General features: G+C 62.3%; 13 protein-coding genes. 10 read left to right on the top strand and 3 right to left on the bottom strand.

Going from position 1 to position 17,469, the window contains the following annotated elements:
* From BLU35_RS18575 to BLU35_RS18560, 4 genes are all read left to right on the top strand, one after another.
* Entirely contained in the window at window positions 1-1,920 is a 1,920-nt protein-coding gene (locus tag BLU35_RS18575) for an AAA family ATPase (protein ID WP_093234004.1), read from the top strand.
* Between the two features lie 16 nt (window positions 1,921-1,936).
* Window positions 1,937-3,226: a DUF6638 family protein gene (locus tag BLU35_RS18570; RefSeq protein ID WP_093234003.1), complete on the top strand. Its 1,290-nt coding sequence runs from the start codon at window positions 1,937-1,939 to the stop codon at window positions 3,224-3,226.
* A 3-nt stretch (window positions 3,227-3,229) separates the two neighbouring features.
* Window positions 3,230-4,453 carry a DUF2333 family protein gene (locus BLU35_RS18565; protein ID WP_093234002.1) on the top strand — a complete coding sequence of 408 codons (1,224 nt, stop codon included), beginning with the start codon at window positions 3,230-3,232 and terminating at the stop codon, window positions 4,451-4,453.
* 172 nt (window positions 4,454-4,625) lie between these two features.
* On the top strand, window positions 4,626-6,305 hold the full coding sequence (locus tag BLU35_RS18560) for a formate--tetrahydrofolate ligase (protein ID WP_058321158.1): 1,680 nt from the start codon (window positions 4,626-4,628) through the stop codon (window positions 6,303-6,305).
* Between the two features lie 99 nt (window positions 6,306-6,404).
* Here the strand turns inward: BLU35_RS18560 and BLU35_RS18555 are convergent, their stop codons facing one another.
* Window positions 6,405-6,914 (bottom strand): DUF1993 domain-containing protein, encoded by a 510-nt coding sequence (locus BLU35_RS18555; RefSeq protein WP_093234001.1) that lies wholly within the window; start codon window positions 6,912-6,914, stop codon window positions 6,405-6,407.
* A gap of 243 nt (window positions 6,915-7,157) precedes the next feature.
* Here BLU35_RS18555 and BLU35_RS18550 point away from each other — a divergent pair, with 243 nt between their 5' ends.
* Complete coding sequence (locus BLU35_RS18550) at window positions 7,158-7,610, top strand: thioesterase domain-containing protein (protein WP_058321197.1); 453 nt, start codon at window positions 7,158-7,160, stop codon at window positions 7,608-7,610.
* A 30-nt stretch (window positions 7,611-7,640) separates the two neighbouring features.
* On the opposite strand, the gene BLU35_RS18545 is transcribed toward BLU35_RS18550, so the two are convergent.
* Window positions 7,641-8,561, bottom strand: coding sequence for an extensin-like domain-containing protein (locus tag BLU35_RS18545; protein ID WP_093234000.1), 921 nt, complete (start codon window positions 8,559-8,561; stop codon window positions 7,641-7,643).
* 400 nt (window positions 8,562-8,961) lie between these two features.
* Between BLU35_RS18545 and BLU35_RS18540 the strand changes: the two genes are divergently transcribed.
* The 3 genes from BLU35_RS18540 to BLU35_RS18535 all read left to right on the top strand — a co-directional run bounded on the left by BLU35_RS18540 (window position 8,962) and on the right by BLU35_RS18535 (window position 13,537).
* Entirely contained in the window at window positions 8,962-11,067 is a 2,106-nt protein-coding gene (locus BLU35_RS18540; RefSeq protein ID WP_176907311.1) for a TonB-dependent receptor domain-containing protein, read from the top strand.
* 123 nt (window positions 11,068-11,190) lie between these two features.
* A complete protein-coding gene (trpLE, locus tag BLU35_RS35945) occupies window positions 11,191-11,235 on the top strand; it encodes a trpE operon leader peptide TrpLE (protein WP_192494823.1) in 45 nt (14 codons plus the stop codon).
* Window positions 11,236-11,347: 112 nt separating this feature from the next.
* Window positions 11,348-13,537, top strand: coding sequence for an anthranilate synthase (locus BLU35_RS18535; RefSeq protein WP_093233998.1), 2,190 nt, complete (start codon window positions 11,348-11,350; stop codon window positions 13,535-13,537).
* Between the two features lie 97 nt (window positions 13,538-13,634).
* On the opposite strand, the gene BLU35_RS18530 is transcribed toward BLU35_RS18535, so the two are convergent.
* Window positions 13,635-14,561: a LysR family transcriptional regulator gene (locus tag BLU35_RS18530; protein WP_093233997.1), complete on the bottom strand. Its 927-nt coding sequence runs from the start codon at window positions 14,559-14,561 to the stop codon at window positions 13,635-13,637.
* Between the two features lie 177 nt (window positions 14,562-14,738).
* On the opposite strand from BLU35_RS18530, the gene BLU35_RS18525 reads away from it, so the two are divergent.
* Together BLU35_RS18525 and BLU35_RS18520 are read left to right on the top strand one after the other, a co-directional pair.
* Window positions 14,739-16,313, top strand: a complete 1,575-nt coding sequence (locus BLU35_RS18525) for an MFS transporter (RefSeq protein WP_176907309.1) — start codon at window positions 14,739-14,741, stop codon at window positions 16,311-16,313.
* Between the two features lie 125 nt (window positions 16,314-16,438).
* A complete protein-coding gene (locus tag BLU35_RS18520) occupies window positions 16,439-17,356 on the top strand; it encodes a cation diffusion facilitator family transporter (RefSeq protein WP_058326530.1) in 918 nt (305 codons plus the stop codon).
* Window positions 17,357-17,469: the final 113 nt, after the last annotated feature.

The raw sequence follows: 17,469 nt of genomic DNA, 5'->3' as shown, positions 1-17,469 counted from the left end.
ATGACACTCAATACGGGGCTGACGACGCTGCACGAGGACGACATCGCCAAGCATCAGGCGGTGGCGCAGGGGCTGGTGACGAAGCTCATCATTCTGGAGCGCGAGGATGCATCCGCCGGGACGACGCTTGTCGGCACCGGCCGCCGCTTCGTCTCGACGGTTTCGACCGGTGGCCAGCGGCGCACGCGCGAGGTCGAACTGACCAAGACCATCCAGGCGGTACGCCAGGGCGATCCGATGCTGTCGCCGGCCCAGCATGCCGTGCTCTACCGCACGCGCCGCGGTATTCAGGTGGCGCTCGCCGTCGCCGACGTCTTTGCGCGGCAGACAAACCTCGAGCAACTGCAGGCGAAAAACGCCACATCGCCGCTCGGAGGAGATGAGGCCAACCAGTTCAAGGCGCTGCTTTCGGCGTCTGCCTATGTCGCTGCGTTCACGCTTGCCGCCTATCTCGGCTCGACGCTTTCAGGTGAGGGCGAGCCGGTGGACGATGCGGTCGAGCCCGACTTTCTGTTCGACACGCCGCAGGATGCATTGAAGAGCCTCATCTCGGCGCTCGACCGCGGCATTGCCGGGGCGCCTGACGATCTGGCGCTGACGGCCCGGGCGCGCGCCTTTTCGCGCGTGGCAGTCGAGGGGTTGATCGCGCGCAAGGCGCGTTTCACTGGACTGCAGAGCTTCGAGACCGTGCATATCCGGCTCGACCAGGACGATTTCACGCTGAACGGCTTCGATGTCGCACCGGGCCAGAAGCGCAAACCCCTGGTGATGACCTTCAAGAAGCCCGAGGAGATCATCGGCAACCACATCGCCAAGTACCAGGCGTTGAAGCTTGCCAAGATGCTGATGGCCTATGACTTCGACCGGCAGATGAACCCCTTCGTCGAGCTTGGCGGCTTCCTCTTCACCTTCATCGGCGACGGCATGCCGGGCACCGGCAAGACGATCCTGATCCAGATGCTCGCCGGCATGCTCAACGAATATTGCGAGATTGCCGGCTACGCGTTCCATTACGAGAATTTCGGCGTTGACCAGATCTCCTCCTATCAGGGCAAATCGGGCCAGAACTGCAAGGAGTTCGTCAACAACGTCATCAACCCGCGCGCGATCGGCTTCGGCACGATCGACGATGTCGACCAGGTGGCGGCGAAGCGCTCCGATGATCGCGCTTCCGCCGGCCAGCATGAGGTGACGGCGGTGCTGATGGAGAGCTTCGCCGGTGCTTCGACGGTGGTGCGCGGCAACTGCACCTTCGGCATGTTCTCCAACTATCCCGAGAATGTCGACGATGCGCTGCGCCAGCGCGCCGGCGCCCGTTGGCTGGTCGACGGGCCGCAGACGGAAGACGACTATGTCGACATCTTCGCGCTGCTCGTTGGCAAGAACCACAAGATCCCGCTCGGCGAACACCAATTGTTCGAGGGGCAGGAGATCAAGCGGGCCGTGTCGCAATCCTATGCCGAGCACGCGCGGCCGAAGGAGGATGGCCTCATCGCCGTCTGGGAGCGTTACCAGAAGGAACGGGGCGCGCTCGCCTCGCTCGCCGATGTCGGCGCCTATCTGCACATGATCAAGGAGGCCGAGCCGCGCTTTACCGGCCGCGCGATCAAGAACATCACCGACGCGATCAAGCTGCGCGCCATGGATGTCGAGCTGCCGGATGACTGGTTCAGGGATGCCGGCTCGTTCATGCACAAGAGCTACGACGAGAAGAAAGCGATGATCGAGGCGCTACGCGGCCCGATCACCATCGACATGGTGCTGCAGGAGATCAACCGCTACGCCGACAGCGAATTCCGCTACACCGACAAATCCGACGATGCCGCCGTCACCGACATCATCCGCCGCGAGCGCCAGCGCGAAAAGGCGATCCGCGAGATCGAGGCGATGAAGCGCGACGGCCGGTGGCAGGGGTTATGATGGGAAGAGCTGACCGATGAAACGCTTGCTCGAAGCCGAGCTCATCTATGGACGGCTGCTCGATGTCTCCGGGCCGCACCTGATCGCGCGTTACAACAAGGCACTCGAAGGCTTCGGCCTGCGCCCGACGGCGTTGACGGCGTTCAGCATCGACATGACCGGGTTTTCGCCCGAAATCGCTGACGAACTGGGTGACCGTGATTATCTCGATCCGAACCGGGTCAACCGCCGGTTCATCATCATGACACCGGATCAGGCGGAGCTGCCGGTCGTGCATACGAGCTTCTCCAATACGGCGGCGCTGATGCACGAATTCTTCAACGCCAACGGCCGCGCGATCAATGCGATCACGATCAAGGACGCGCTCTACGGCGAGATCGAGGATTCGGTTTCGGTCGTCGACGACATCGACGACCTGCTGTCGATCAACGAGGTGCGTTTCCGGGTGCTGTCGGCCGAGGACATGCTCGGCAGGGCCGCCGAACTCAGGGGCCTCGTCGACCGGCTGAAGAAAGTGCCGACGGCCTGGGCCGACGACGAGATGCTGAACCGCATGGTCGAGCTTGCCAAGCTCACCGGCGATATCCGTCAGAATGCGCTGGTGCCGGACCAGCTCGTCTTCCGCCACGAAGCCTTCTGGGCCAATCATTTCGGCGGCGTCTATGTCTTTCTCGACGACAAGACGACGACCGTGATCTGCGACCCTTCGGTCCCCGGCTTCCGCCGCTCGCGGCCGTGGCAGGTGAGTTATATCGCCATCAACGATCATGCCCGGATCTACGACTTCCTCGCCTCGACCAAGCGGCTGCAGTTGCCGCAGGCGTCCTGGGTGGAGGAGTCGGGGCTCTATCAGCACCGGGCCGACATGATCGTGCGCGGGCTGATCGACGAAATTGACCCGACGGCCAATCTCGCCAATGCCGATCGGATCTGGCTGCAGACCTGGATGCACCGCAATGCGGCTGTCGTCGCGAGGGACGGGGCCTATCCGTTCCTGCAGGAGATGATCCGCATGGTTGCCGCGACCGGCACGATCAAGATGCAGGACGTGGCACCGGCGAACCGCTTCATGCTGGTGCGCGCAGCACCCACCCATCCCGACCAGTGGCTGGTCAACCGACTGATTTCCCAGCTCGTGCCCCGCGATTTCGTCTCGCGCTTCGTCTTCGACAAGCAGGGTTTCTACGACGCCTACGAGCGCTATGGCGAAAGCTTCAAGGCCTATGTTGTGGCGACGCTGACGGGTTCATATCTCAAGGACAAGGCGGCCTTCCGCCACAAGCTTTACGGCCTCAGAGAGGAATAGGACATGTTCGATCCGATCGTTGCGTTTTTCCAGCGGGTCTTTACCGCGATCGGCCGCGGCATAGGTCTCGCCGTTGCCTGGCTGCTCTGGCCGTTCGTCGCGGCCAGTAACTGGTATCGGCAGCGGAGCTGGATCATCAAAGGACCAATCGGCATCGTTCTGCTCGGCCTCATCTTCCTCTACGGCTATTTCATCTGGCAGACGCAGGCCTGGACGAACTTCGATCCTGACTATGTCGAGCGTTACAAGCTGGCCGAGCACAAGGTGCCGGCGGGCTCGCCGAAGAGCGGCCCGGGTGCGACGACGGGCCAATCGACGACCGGTGCGGCGGCAACCAACCTTGCGGCGGCGGCTGCACCGCAGACCGAATCGACACCGGAGGCGCTGGCGGTGGTGCAATTGCCTGCCGGTACCGTGTGCCAGACCTCGGCAATCGTCGATGTCGCCGCCGACCTTATCGATTACAATGTCAACGAGAATGCGTGGATATCGTCGATGCTGCTCTACAAGCTCGGTTTCTTCGGGCTTGACTGGGACGACACGCCCTGGCTCGACAACAAGGCGTCGTTCCAGCGCGGCATCAACCAGGCGGTGCGCCGCACCTCGGTCGAACTGGTCGATTCGCTTGGTCGCGTGCGCGGCACGTCCGGCATCAACAGCGACCTGCAGAGTGCGCGCGGCAATATCCAGTTCGATGAGGAGACCTGGTATTTCGGCCTGAACCCGTTTGGCCCGAAGACGCCGACGCCGAGCTTCTACCGGGCGGCGATGAAGGACCTCAGGGCCTTCAACATCTCGCTCGGCAAATGCGAAGCGATCTTCGACGGCCGCTCCGACAACCTCGTCGAATTCCTCGACCGTGTTGCCAACGATCTCGGCAACACCTCGGCGATCATTCGCGAACGGTCGGAAAACCACAATGGCGGCTGGTTCGACACGCGCGCCGACGACCGCTTCTGGTTCGCCTATGGCCAGCTCTACGGTTATTACGGCATTCTGTCGGCCGCCGGCGCCGACTTCGACAACGTCGTTGCCCAGCGCGGCCTGACGCCGATCTGGACGGAAACGATCAAGCAACTGCGCGCCGCATTGCGCATCCAGCCGCTGATCATCTCCAACGGCGAGGAGGCCGGCTGGATCATGCCGACGCATCTGGCGACGATGGGCTTCTATACGCTGAGGGTACGCTCGAACATCGTCGAAATGCGCGATATCCTCGCCCGATAGGGCGGAACGGCAAGGTGGCGCCTGAACTTCCGGGCGCTGCCGCAGACCTTACTTGAGTTAAAGCGGGATGCGGGCCGAAAGCCGCAGACACGTTTCCTCATCTCGCTCCGGCATCGCGAACTGCGCCTTGAAAGGCGTGGATGAAAACGAGACCCTGGGGAGGGGACATGTCATGACCGAGGTTAAGTCCGATATCGAGATTGCGCGTGCGGCGAAGAAAAAGCCGATCCTGGAGATAGGGGCGGCACTCGGCATCCCGGCGGAAGATCTGCTGCCCTACGGCCACGACAAGGCTAAGATCGGGGCCGATTTCATCGCCCGCCAGCGCGAAAAGAAAAACGGCCACCTGATCCTGGTGACGGCGATCAATCCGACGCCGGCCGGCGAAGGCAAGACGACGACGACGGTCGGCCTCGGCGACGGGCTCAACCGTATCGGCAAGAAGGCGATCGTCTGCATCCGCGAGGCGTCGCTCGGCCCCTGCTTCGGCATCAAGGGCGGAGCCGCCGGCGGCGGTTACGCACAGGTGGTGCCCATGGAGGACATGAACCTCCATTTCACCGGCGATTTCCACGCCATTACTTCAGCGCACAATCTGCTCGCGGCGCTGCTCGACAATCACATCTACTGGGGCAACGAGCAGAACGTCGACATCCGCCGCATCGCCTGGCGTCGCGTGATGGACATGAACGACCGGGCACTGCGCAGCATTGTCGGGCCGCTCGGTGGTGTCGCGAATGGTTATCCGCGCGAGACCGGTTTCGACATCACCGTTGCATCCGAGGTCATGGCCATCCTCTGCCTGGCAACCGATCTGAAGGATCTCGAGAAGCGCCTCGGCAATATCATCGTCGGCAACCGACGCGACAAGAGCCCGGTGTTTGCGCGCGACATCAAGGCCGATGGCGCGATGGCGGTGCTGCTCAAGGACGCGATGCAGCCGAACCTAGTGCAGACATTGGAAAACAATCCCGCCTTCGTGCATGGCGGTCCCTTCGCCAACATCGCCCATGGCTGCAATTCGGTGATCGCGACGACGACGGCGCTGAAGCTCGCCGACTATGTCGTGACGGAAGCCGGCTTCGGCGCCGATCTAGGTGCGGAAAAATTCTTCGACATCAAGTGCCGCAAGGCGGGGCTGAAGCCCGATGCCGCGGTGATCGTCGCCACCGTCAGGGCGATCAAGATGAATGGCGGCGTCAAGAAGGACGATCTCGGCAAGGAAAACCTGGAGGCCCTGCGCAAGGGCTGCGCCAACCTTGGCCGGCATGTACAGAACGTTAAGAAGTTCGGCGTTCCCGCGATCGTCGCGATCAACCACTTCACCTCCGACACCGAGGCCGAGATTCAGGCGATCAAGGACTATGTGACGACACTCGGTGCCGACGCCGTGCTCTGCCGGCATTGGGCCGAGGGGTCGGCGGGAATCGAAGAACTGGCGCGCAAGGTGGCGGATCTGGCCGAGGGCGGCCATTCGCAGTTCTCGCCGCTCTATCCGGATGACATGCCGCTCTTCCACAAGATCGAGACAATCGCCAAGGACATCTATCACGCGAGCGAAGTGATCGCCGACAAGTCGGTGCGCGATCAACTGCACACCTGGGAGAACCAGGGCTATGGCCACCTGCCGATCTGCATGGCCAAGACACAATATTCCTTCTCGACCGACCCGAACCTGCGCGGCGCGCCGAGCGGCCATGCGGTGCCGATCCGCGAGGTGCGACTTGCGGCCGGCGCCGGTTTTATCGTGGTCATCACCGGCGAGATCATGACCATGCCCGGCCTTCCCAAAGTGCCGTCGTCGGAGAAGATCTTCCTGAACGAGCGGGGTTACATCGAGGGGCTGTTCTAGAGCGACCGACTGGCCTGATCGAAACAACGCCGCGCGTCCTTCGGGATGCGCGGCGTTGTCGTGTTTTGCATTCCTTTATCTTCGCTTCCAGAATGGAAGTTAGGCAGTGAGGCTGAGGAAGTCGGCCTTGCCGATCGGGACGCCCTTGTGACGCAGGATGTCGTAGGCCGTCGTCAGGTGGAAATAGAAGTTTGGCAGAACGAATCTCAGCAGATACTCTTCGCCCGTGAGCGTCACTTTCAAGGTCGGGAAGTTGAGGACGACCTCGCGGCTGCCGCTATCCTCCAGGTCGACGGGGCGCACAATTTCAAGAAAAGCAACCGTGTTGGCGATGCGCTGACGCAGTTCGTCCAGGGTCTTTTCCTCGTCCGGAAAACGGGGAACCTCGATCGAAGTCAGGCGCCCGACCAGACCCTTGCTCGTGTCGCTCACTCGCTGCACCTGGCCGGCAAGCGTCAGCATGTCCGGCGCCAGCCGGGCAATGACGAGATCATCAGGGGAGATGCCGTTGTCGCGCGCATGAGCCTCGGCCTTGTCGAGCAGTTTGGTGAGCACACCAAGACCGCGAATGAATGCGGGAATGGAGAGCTGGTAGATCGTCAATGCCATGACACCTTTCCTTGAGACTGGGCGCAAAACGGGTGGATTTTCCTCATGCCTGTATTTGGGAGCCGGGGTGCCGTCCTGCAAGGCGCGCCGACCGGTATCTTTGTGGTTATGAGGCTGGCCGGAGGCGACTGAACGCGGGCCTGCGGCACTGGCCAGGACATGGGGTCTCGTGCATTGATCGGAGGCGACCTTTCCGCGACACGCAAGGCGTACGCCACTGTAGCAGACACAATGGACACCGCGATGACGCCCCAGGATTTGCAGACCTATCTTCACGCCCATATCCCGCTTTCGGCGGCGATGCAGGTTCATGTAGAGGAGGTAGCGGAAGACCATATCCTGCTCTCGGCGCCCCTGGCACCCAACATCAATCACCGCGAAACGGTGTTCGGCGGCAGCGCCTCGGCGCTATCGATCCTGTCGGCGTGGTCGCTCTTGCATGTGCGGTTGCGCAAAAGCGGCGTGGCTGCGCGCCTGGTGATCCAGAGCAACCGCATGGACTATCTAAAGCCGGTGGCCGGTGCCTTTTCGGCTCGCTCGTCGCTCGCGAATGCCGGGCAGTGGCCGAGCTTTCTGCGATTGCTCGAACGGCGGGGCAGGGCGCGGGCCGTTGTCGTTGCCGACCTGCTTGACGGTGGAGAGGTGGCCGGGCGTTTCGAGGGCGAGTTTGTCGCCCTCGGCTATAGCAATGACTGAGTTGCGGCGACCGGGCCAGGTGATCCCCGCCTAGCGGCAATAGCGATAGTCATTGCGCCGATCGATCACGTCGAGATGCAGGTGGGTTTCGTGGGCGGCGTCGCTGCCGGGATCGAGCACAGTCTTGAAATACAGGCAGGCGGAGGCGGTGACCGCGCGCTGGAAGGCGCCGTCCATCGTGCCATCCTCGTCGCGCGGCTGGATGGGGATCGTCGTTCCGTCGCTCAAGCGGAAGGACGCGATGTCGACGGCGTTGCCGTGGGCATGTTCGGAGATCTTGCCTGATGTTGCATTGTTGCGCAGGCGGCAGATATAGGTCGACGCCTGGTTCAGCGCCTTGATCTTGATGTTCTTGTCGAAGGCGACCTCGGCAGCCGGCTGGGCGGCTTCCTTTGTCCAGCGTGCCAGCGCCAGCGCCGTTTCGCACCGCATCACTCCCTTCGGCGCGAGCGTAACGTCGGGCAGAATGCTGGTGACCTCCAGCGGCTTGTCGATGCCGCAGCCCTTGCCGTCGTCGATGCGCTTGGCTTCGACAAACGTCGCGCCAACCGCTTTCAGGTCGGCGAGGCACTTGGCATATTCGGCAGCATTCTCCGTCTCGACCGGTGGATAGACGATTGGCGCCGGCGCTGGCTCGGCATCCTTCTTCTCGTCCGCACGCTGGTCCTTTTCGTCCGCCGGCGGCTTCTTGTCCTTTGTCGATTGCTCGTCTCCATCCGCCTGCTTCGGCTGCGGAACGGGCTGTTCGCCGTTGGCTGCCGTCGGCCCTTTCTCCGTCGCGCCCTTGCCGTCGTCCGCCGGTGCCGCCGGCTTCTTGTCGGGTGTGGGAACAGCCTCTTCCGCTCCTGCATCCGTCGGCGGCTTTTCTATCGGGATGGGGCCGTGTTTCGGCAGGCTGGCGCCCGTCAGGATCAGGAGTGACAGCAGGATCAAGGGGAAAGAGCGACGCATCCAGTACCTTTCTCACTGCCCGCGCGGCGGGCTTTGAGCGGAGGGAACGCGCAGAACCGGATCTGGTTTCATGAGATCGCGATGTTTTGGTTGGAATCGACCAAATCATAAACGTGACCGATTCCAATAAATTAGAGCGGGATGCGGGCGGAAGGCCGGCATGCACTTTTCCTCGTCCGCTCCAACTCTCCGGCAAAAGCGTTGCAGTTCGGCAACGCCTCGAATTGGCACGACCCCACAAATTGTGGGGAGTATCTTTGTATGTTGACAATTATACTCATGTTTTTTATGCGGCATAAATGAGGCGACGACATGTCGCAACGCCCAGAACGCGCCCAGCCAGCCCCTTGAGTTTGCCGCTCAACAGCAAGCCCGGCCTCGAACCTCAAAGGATTGGTCCATGCTCACCCGGCATCGTCGCCAGGCCCTGTTGGCTTGCACGACAACTCTTGCAATTTCAGTCGCTACCGTCGCATTCGCCCAGAGTTCGACAAACCAGGCAAAGCCGGAAGAGAAAAAGGCCGAGGAGACCAAGAAGGGCGAAACCTACCTGTCGCCGATCGTTGCCAAGGGCTCACGCACCGCTGACCCCTATGCGAAGGCCGGCCCGGTCAGTGTCGTCACGTCCGACCAGATCGACCTGCAATCCGGTCTCGAGACCGACGACCTGCTGCGCGGCGTTCCCGGCACGTCAACCGCCAACAACCCGCAGAACCCGGGCGTCGCCGTCAACATCCGTGGCTTCGAGGGTTCCGGCCGCGTCAACATGATGATCGACGGTGTGCGCCAGAACTTCCGCTTCACCGGCCATGAAGCCCAGGGCCTTGCCTATTTCGATCCGGCATTCCTTTCCGAGATCGACGTCACCCGCGGTGCCGTCACCGGTGTCGGCGGCGGTGCTTTGGCCGGTTCGGTCAACTTCAAGACCTACGACGTCGAAGACCTGATCCAGGACGGCAATAACTACGGCGGCATCGCTTCTGCCACCTACGGCAGCAACGAGGCCGGCTGGTCGGAATCTTTGATCGGTGCCTATCGTTTCAACGACGTCTTCTCGGTGCTCGGCGGCATCAGCAAGGCTGATCCCGGCAACTACGACAACGGCAACGGCGTAACGGTGCCTTACACCGAGGAAGACCTGCTTTCCGGCCTGTTGAAGTTCGAGGTGACTCCGGATCAGGACCACACCTTCAAGCTCACCGGCATCACCTATGACAACGACTTCTTCGCGAACTCCTACTTCCAGAACGTGAAGAACCAGACCGTTTCGGCCAGCTATTCCTACACGCCGGACAACGAACTCATCGATTTCCGGGCCAATGCCTATTGGAACCGGCTGAAGATGAAGTACGACACCGATGTTCGCGGTGGCGGCACGGCGGCCGGTCGCCGCATCACCGACACGGGCAAGGGCTTCGATATCTCGAACACCTCGCTGTTCGATCTCGGTGAGGTTGCCGTCCGGGCGAACTACGGCGTCGAATATTTCCGCGACGACTATGACGTCATCAACAGCACGGCGCGCCCGTCTGGCGGCGTCAACGGCAGCGGCACCAATGCCACGACCGGCGTCTTCAGCAACACGACCTTCACCTATGGTATCGTCGATCTGACGGCCGGCCTGCGGTGGGATCACTTCAGCCTCGATGGTTCCGGCGCCGTGGTGCGAGGCAACCCGATCGGCCTGCCGGCGGGTCCCTACACGGTCGACAAGTCCGACGGCCGTCTCAATCCGAGCGTCACGGTCGCGCTCAACCCGACGGACTGGTTCCAGCCCTACGTGACCTACGCCGAGACCTCGCGTTCGCCGACCGTCAACGAGACCTTCGCCGGCGGCACGCACCCGGGTACGACCGGCCAGTCGTTCTTCCCCAATCCGTTCCTCGAGCCTGAAATCTCGAAGGGCTGGGAAATCGGCGCGAACTTCACCTTCGACGGGCTGCTCGATCCCAGCGACAGCCTGCGTGTGAAGGCGAACTACTTCCACAACCGCATCGACAACTACATCACCGCAGCGCTGCTGGGTGGTGGTCGCCAGATCTTCTTCGTCAACAATCCCGGCACCTCGACGGTGCAGGGCTTCGAACTCCAGGCGGCCTACGATGCCGGCTATGTCTTCGGTGATCTCGCCTACACCTACACCGACAGCAATTTGCCTTCCCAGGTGAACGGGTTCGGTGTCCAGAGCTACCTGCCTGATAACATCATCAGCGCAACGCTCGGTGCGCGCTTCCTCGAAGACCAGCGCCTGACGGTCGGCACGCGGCTCTATGCGGTGTCGAACGCATTCGTCGGCGAGATCAACCGCACGCCGCCGAACGTTCCGGGCTATGGCCTCGTCGACCTCTTCGCGAACTACAAGTTCGAGAACGGCTTCGAGGTGACGGCGACGGTGACGAACCTGTTCGACAAGACCTACACGCCGTCGTCGAGCACGATTGCAGGCAGCACGATCGATACGGGCCGCGGCCGCACCTTCCTGGTTACGGCGAAGGCGAAGTTCTGATAGGATCAGATCAACTCCAGTCGGGCGGCTCGCAAGAGCCGCCTCTTTTTTTGATCGATCCGTGATATCCGGCGCGGCTTTCCCGCTTGCGCAAGGCATCAACCCACGCTAACACTTTCGCCCATGGAAAATGCACGCAACATTTCGACCTGGTGGTGGGCTCGCTGAAGCGGCCTTGACCAGTCATGCGTGATTGAGAGATGAAGCCGCCCGGAGATTTCGAGGCGGCTTTTTTCATGTTTGGGCCGCTCAAGGACCGGGCTTTTACGGAGCGAGGCGAATGGCAACGGTAATTATCGAGGGCGGAGCGGAGAGCTACACCACCAAAGGCGGCATCGTGGTGACGCGCAGGCGACGCGAAGCCTCCTATACGCAGGCGATCGCGAGCTATGTGGACAAGCTCGATGAACGCCGCGGCGCGGTGTTTTCCTCCAACTATGAATATCCCGGCCGCTACACCCGTTGGGACACGGCCGTCGTCGATCCGCCGCTCGGCATTTCCTCGTTCGGCCGCGCGCTCTGGATCGAAGCCTATAACGACCGTGGCGAAGTGCTGCTGTCGATCATCGCCGAGCACCTGAAGACAGTCGCGGACATCACCCTCGGCGCCTCGACCAGCCGCCGCCTCGATCTGACGATCAATCAGCCTGACCGCGTCTTCACCGAGGAAGAGCGCTCGAAGATGCCGACGGTGTTCAGCGTGCTGCGCGCCGTCACCAATCTCTTCCATTCGGCCGAGGACGCGAGCCTCGGCCTTTATGGCGCCTTCGGCTACGATCTCGCCTTCCAGTTCGACGCGATCGACCTGAAGCTCAAGCGTCCCGACGACCAGCGCGACATGGTGCTGTTCCTGCCGGACGAGATCCTCGTCGTCGACCACTATGCCGCCAAGGCCTGGATCGACCGCTACGATTTCGCCAAGGATGGCAAGACGACCGAAGGCAAGGCGGACGAGATCGCGAGCGAACCATTCCAGACAGTCGACAGCATCCCGCCGCATGGCGACCATCGCCCCGGCGAATACGCCGAGCTCGTCGTCAAGGCGAAGGAGAGCTTCCGCCGTGGCGATCTGTTCGAAGTGGTGCCCGGCCAGAAGTTCTTCGAGCGCTGCGAGAGCAAGCCTTCGGAAATCTCCAATCGGCTGAAGGCGATCAATCCGTCGCCCTATTCCTTCTTCATCAATCTCGGAAACCAGGAATATCTGGTCGGCGCTTCGCCGGAAATGTTCGTTCGCGTTTCCGGCCGCCGCATCGAGACCTGCCCGATCTCGGGTACGATCAAGCGCGGCGACGACCCGATCGCCGACAGCGAGCAGATACTGAAGCTCTTGAATTCCAAGAAGGACGAATCCGAGCTCACCATGTGCTCGGACGTCGACCGCAACGACAAGAGCCGCGTCTGCGTGCCCGGCTCGGTCAAGGTCATCGGCCGCCGCCAGATCGAGATGTATTCGCGCCTGATCCACACGGTCGACCATATCGAAGGGCGGCTGCGCGACGATATGGATGCCTTCGACGGCTTCCTCAGTCACGCCTGGGCGGTGACGGTCACCGGTGCGCCGAAGCTTTGGGCCATGCGCTTTATCGAAAGCCATGAGAAGAGCCCGCGTGCATGGTATGGTGGCGCGATCGGCATGGTCGGCTTCAACGGCGACATGAACACGGGCCTGACGCTGCGCACGATCCGCATCAAGGACGGCATCGCCGAGGTCAGGGCAGGGGCGACGCTGCTCTACGATTCAAACCCGGAAGAAGAAGAAGCCGAAACCGAACTGAAGGCCTCCGCCATGATCGCTGCCATTCGCGATGCGAAATCCGCCAACGCCGGCAAGGCAAGCCGCGACGTTGCGGCGGTCGGCGCCGGCGTCAACATCCTGCTCGTCGACCACGAAGACAGCTTCGTTCATACGCTCGCGAACTATTTCCGCCAGACTGGGGCAACCGTCACGACGGTACGCACGCCGGTCGCGGAAGAGATCTTCGATCGCGTCAAGCCGGATCTCGTCGTGCTTTCGCCAGGACCCGGCAATCCGAAAGATTTCGACTGCAGGGCAACGATCAAGAAGGCGCGGGCCCGCGAACTGCCGATTTTCGGCGTCTGCCTCGGTCTGCAGGCGCTTGCCGAAGCCTATGGCGGGGACCTGCGCCAACTCGCGATCCCGATGCACGGCAAGCCGTCGCGCATCCGCGTGCTGGAACCGGGCATCGTCTTCTCCGGTCTCGGCAAGGAAGTGACCGTCGGGCGCTACCACTCGATCTTCGCCGATCCGTCGAGCTTGCCTAACGACTTCATGATTACAGCTGAAAGCGAAGACGGCACGATCATGGGTATCGAGCACACCAAGGAACCGGTGGCTGCAGTGCAGTTTCACCCGGAATCGATCATGACGCTTGGCGGCGACGCCGGCATGCGGATGATCGAGAACGTCGTGGCGCATCTTGCCAAGCGCGCCAAGATCAAGGCCGCCTGAGCATTCCCGCATTCGGGCGATGCTGACGTTGGGAAGATCTTGACGATATTGAAGAACCAAGGGGCCGCTTCCGTCATGGAGGTGGCCCTTTTTATTCCTACCGTGTCGCCTGAATGGCTGGCGCGCGCTCGCAGCGATCGGCAAAAAGCCGTTCGCTCAGGAAATCGACGAACACACGCACCTTTGGCGATAGATGGCGGTTTGACGGCCAGAGGAGGTGAAACTGTCCGGGAGCGTCAAGATAAGCGTCAAGCACCGTGCGGAGCCGGCCGTCACTGAGCGGCTGGCGCGCGAGGAAATCCGGCAGGCAGCCGACGCCAAGCCCGCTGAGGACGGCGCCGCTGAGCGCCTCCATGTTGTTGCTGTAGAGCACGGTCTTGATTTGCGGTCCGGGTCCGTCTGAGGGCATGGCGATCGGCCATTCCTGCAGCTTCCGGCTGTTGGGAAAACGGAAGCGGATCGCATGGTGCCCGTCGAGGTCACGCGGGCATTCGGGTGTGCCGTGCCGATCGAGATAGGCGGGGGCGGCGCAGAGCAGAAGCTGGAACGGTCGCAGCGCCCGGGTCATCAGCCGGGAATCCGGCAGGACGCCGCTGCGGATGGCGACGTCGACTTCCTCGTCGATCAGATCGACGATGCGGTCGTTGAAGTCGAGGTCGAGCTCGATTTCGGGATGGCGCCGCACGAACTCCGGCAGCACCGGTAACAGCAGATGGTAGCTGACGATCGGCACGCTGACGCGCAGCCGTCCGCGCGGAACGGCCACCGCCTCGGCCAATGAGGCTTCTGCATCGTCGAGGTCGTCGAGAATGCGGCGGCAGCGCTCGTGAAAGAGGCGTCCCTCCTCGGTCAGCCGGATACTACGGGTCGAGCGCTGCAGCAGGCGCACGCCGAGCTGCTTTTCGAGAGCAGTGACTGCCTTGCCGACCGCGGAGGCGGACAGGCCGAGCACGCGCCCAGCGGCGACGAAGCTGCCGAGATCGGCGGTGCGCACGAAGGCGGTCAATCCACTCAGGCGATCCATTGCTGACTTCCTATTCGAGCGTTCTGTTCCGGTATGCCTGTCCTCTTGGCACAATTCTCAGCCGATTATGGCGAAACTATCCTGCATTCGTCAATCGATGCCCAAGCGGCGGACGTCCAGCTGCAGGTTTCCAGGAAGTCTGTGTGGGTATCTCCTTTGCTCCAACGGATGGACGATATGAGAGAAAAGTTCAAAGACGGGCGCGGACGCCGGTTCGTGCTGCTCGCGGTTTGCTGCGCGGCGGCCACGATGCCGCTCACCTTCACGGGACCAGCCGTGGCGTTGCCGGCGATCAGCCGCAGCCTCGGCGCCGATCCGATCGCGCTCAATTGGGTCACCAATGCCTTCATGCTGACCTTCGGCAGTTCGCTGATGGCGGCAGGCGCAGTTGCCGACAGTTTCGGTCGCAAGCGCGTCTTCCTCGGCGGTCTTGCCGCGTTCCTGCTGTTCTCAGCTGCTCTGGCATTCGCCGGCAATATCGTCTGGTTCGACGTGTTGCGAGCGCTTCAAGGGATAGGGGCAGCCGCCGCCTTCTCCGGCGGCATGGCCTCGCTCGCCCAGGAGTTCGAAGGAAACGAGCGGCTGAGAGCCTTCAGCCTCGTTGGCGCCAGCTTCGGCGTCGGCCTCGCCTTCGGGCCAATCGCCTCGGGCCTGATGGTCGAGGCCTTCGGGTGGCCCGCGATCTTCCTGCTCGTCGTTGCTCTTGCTGGCCTGGCGCTGGCACTCGGAGCGGTTTTCATGCGGGAGACGTGGGATCCGGATGCCACCGGCCTCGACTGGAAGGGAGCTGCGAGTTTCACCGCGGCGCTGACTGCGCTCACCTTCGGCATTTTGCAGGCACCGGAAAGCGGCTGGAGCCACCCGCTCGTGGTCGCCATGTTCGCGGCCTCCGTACTTTTCTTTCTGGCCTTCTGGCGGATCGAGCGGTCGGTCGCGCGGCCCATGCTCGATCTGACGCTTTTTCGCTATCCACGCTTCGTCGGCGTGCAATTGCTTGCGGCAGCTCCCGCCTATGGCTTCGTCGTCCTACTCATCCTGCTTCCCGTGCGTTTCATCGGTATCGAGGGCATGAGCGCGGTCTCAGGTGGCCAGATGATGATCGCGATGTCTGCGCCGCTTCTGATCCTGCCAATTGCCGCAGGCCTGTTGACGCGCTGGTTCACGCCGGCAGCGATCTGTGGAGCGGGCTTGCTGTTCTCGGCGGCAGGGCTCTTCTGGCTAGGCCGGTTTCCGGTGGGTTCCGAGCCGGCCGTGCTGCTCGCACCTCTGCTGCTGATCGGACTTGGCATCAGCCTGCCCTGGGGGCTGATGGACGGGCTTGCGGTCAGCGTCGTGCCGAAGGAGCGCGCGGGCATGGCAACGGGGATCTTCAGCACCACGCGCGTGGCAGGCGAGGGGGTTGCGCTCGCGATCGTGACCGCAGTTCTCTCCGCGCTCACCGCTTCGAACCTGGGGCCGGAGGCCGGCGCGAATGCCGCTGCAATGGCCCAGCGCGTCGTGACTGGCAACCTTACGGACGCAGCGCTGCTTGCACCGCAGACATCGCACGTCGTTCTCCTCCACGCCTATGGCGATGCGTTCAGTGCCTTGCTTTGGCTGCTGACTGGCATCACGGTTGCGACCGCAGCCGTCGTGTTCTTCTTCATTGGCCGGGGTAGCAAGGTTGCCGACGGCGACGAAATCGAAGCCAAGCTGTTGGCCCTCGAGGTCATTGCCTGCGGAGAAACCGGAGCCAGCCGAACCAAGCTTTGACAAGCGGGGCCCAATCGCTCATATGCTTAGCGATAGACCGCCTGCGCGAAATTCGCGCGGGCGGTTTTGCGTTTCAATGGGCTTGCGTTTGCAACTCGTTTGCATCTGCATAGGGAATGATAAAAATGTCTGCGTCCGACAACAGAACCGTCCTGCGGCTTGCCTTTTGGGGCATTCCGCTGTCTCTGGCCGTGCTGGGGCTGAAGCTTCTTGCCTGGTGGCTCACCGGCTCGGTGGCCCTTTTGTCCGATGGTCTCGAATCCACGGTCAACGTGATCGCTGCAGTGATCGCCTATCTGATGATCGGTTATGCTTCCAAGCCGGCGGATGCCGGCCATCCCTTTGGCCACCATAAGGCGGAGTATTTTTCAGCCGTCATCGAAGGCGTGCTGATCGTCGTTGCAGCTCTTTTGATCGTCTGGGAAGCGGTGCCGGCGATCATGGCGCCGGTGGTGATGGAAGCGCCGGCTCTGGGCCTGGCGATCAACTTCGCCGCGGGTGTCGTCAACGCCATCTGGGCCTATGTGCTGATCACAGCCGGCCGCAACCATCGCTCGCCGGCGCTGAGTGCCGATGGTCACCATATCCTGTCGGATGTCGTCACCTCGATCGGCGTTCTGGTCGGCCTCGTGCTTGCCATCGCGACCGGCTACGCGATCCTCGACCCCCTGCTCGCCGTCGTCGTGGCCTGCAACATCCTCTTCCAGGGCTGGATGGTGATCTCGCGTTCGATCGATGGATTGATGGACCGGGCGGTTTCGGGGGAAGAGGAAGAGGCGATCAAGCAGGCGATCGCCGCCAATGCCGCGGGGTCGCTCGGCGTGCACGATCTCAAGACCCGTCAGGCCGGTCCGGCCATCTTTGTGGACTTCCACATGGTCGTGCCGGAAGCGATGCCGGTCGGCGAGGCGCACGATATCTGCGACCGGATCGAGGATGCGATCCGTGTGGTGCATCCGGGCGCCAGGATAGCGATCCATGTGGAGCCGGAGGGCGAGAAGGCGCACGGCGTGCGCGTCAAGACGACGTCAGCGCGCCATTGAAAACACAAACGGGCGATATCGCTTGAACTGCGAGAAGATTTCCTTCTTAAGGCAGTTCTGATTTAAGGGCCGCAAACGGGGCGGGTCGGCGAGGGCGCAAGCCGGTATCGACC

Source organism: Sinorhizobium sp. NFACC03, from assembly GCF_900103435.1.
Lineage (GTDB): Bacteria > Pseudomonadota > Alphaproteobacteria > Rhizobiales > Rhizobiaceae > Ensifer.
This window is presented reverse-complemented; position numbering and strand designations above follow the sequence as displayed.

Excerpts from the sequence above, each read along its gene's own strand:
- BLU35_RS18560 (WP_058321158.1), top strand. The coding sequence starts at position 4,626 with ATGACCGAGGTTAAGTCCGATATCGAGATTGCGCGTGCGGCGAAGAAA.
- BLU35_RS18555 (WP_093234001.1), bottom strand. The coding sequence starts at position 6,914 with ATGGCATTGACGATCTACCAGCTCTCCATTCCCGCATTCATTCGCGGT.
- BLU35_RS18570 (WP_093234003.1), top strand. The coding sequence starts at position 1,937 with ATGAAACGCTTGCTCGAAGCCGAGCTCATCTATGGACGGCTGCTCGAT.
- BLU35_RS18530 (WP_093233997.1), bottom strand. The coding sequence starts at position 14,561 with ATGGATCGCCTGAGTGGATTGACCGCCTTCGTGCGCACCGCCGATCTC.
- BLU35_RS18535 (WP_093233998.1), top strand. The coding sequence starts at position 11,348 with ATGGCAACGGTAATTATCGAGGGCGGAGCGGAGAGCTACACCACCAAA.
- BLU35_RS18575 (WP_093234004.1), top strand. The coding sequence starts at position 1 with ATGACACTCAATACGGGGCTGACGACGCTGCACGAGGACGACATCGCC.
- BLU35_RS18540 (WP_176907311.1), top strand. The coding sequence starts at position 8,962 with ATGCTCACCCGGCATCGTCGCCAGGCCCTGTTGGCTTGCACGACAACT.
- BLU35_RS18545 (WP_093234000.1), bottom strand. The coding sequence starts at position 8,561 with ATGCGTCGCTCTTTCCCCTTGATCCTGCTGTCACTCCTGATCCTGACG.
- BLU35_RS18565 (WP_093234002.1), top strand. The coding sequence starts at position 3,230 with ATGTTCGATCCGATCGTTGCGTTTTTCCAGCGGGTCTTTACCGCGATC.
- BLU35_RS18520 (WP_058326530.1), top strand. The coding sequence starts at position 16,439 with ATGTCTGCGTCCGACAACAGAACCGTCCTGCGGCTTGCCTTTTGGGGC.
- BLU35_RS18525 (WP_176907309.1), top strand. The coding sequence starts at position 14,739 with ATGAGAGAAAAGTTCAAAGACGGGCGCGGACGCCGGTTCGTGCTGCTC.
- BLU35_RS18550 (WP_058321197.1), top strand. The coding sequence starts at position 7,158 with ATGACGCCCCAGGATTTGCAGACCTATCTTCACGCCCATATCCCGCTT.